The organism is Cellulomonas sp. P4_A2, from assembly GCF_056402515.1.
Genome location: NZ_JBFUHG010000243.1, coordinates 1 through 362, shown reverse-complemented (window position 1 = coordinate 362; position 362 = coordinate 1). Strand labels below are relative to the sequence as shown.

Genomic DNA, 362 nt, shown 5'->3' with positions numbered 1-362 from the left:
CTTTAGAAGTCATCTCATTTGGCGAGTCTGCGGTAGCAGATGAGGGYGCAGGCGATGYTKGYGAAGGCGASGAAGTGCTCGGCYTTGCGYTCGTAGCGWCGGTGGAGACGGCGGCAGCCGGCGAGCCAGGACATGGTGCGTTCGACGGTCCAGCGGTGGCGGCCCAGTCGCTGTGAGGACTCGACTCCTTTCCTCGCGATGCGGTGCTGGATACCGCGCTGGCGTAACCATCGTCGCAGGTGAGAGTAGTCATACCCTTTATCGGCGTGGAGCTTTGCGGGCTTGCGTCGTCGGCGTCCGCGGCGGGAGCGGATCGGCGGTATCCCTTGCACGAGAGGGATCAGAGCCTGGCTGTCGTGCAG

At 64.1% G+C, this 362-nt stretch carries 1 protein-coding gene; it reads right to left on the bottom strand.

Annotated elements, in window-relative coordinates; genetic code table 11:
• Positions 1-14: 14 nt before the first annotated feature.
• Positions 15-362: transposase (locus AC1DUE_RS20905; protein ID WP_477041307.1), on the bottom strand; the 348-nt coding region annotated here is incomplete at its 5' end.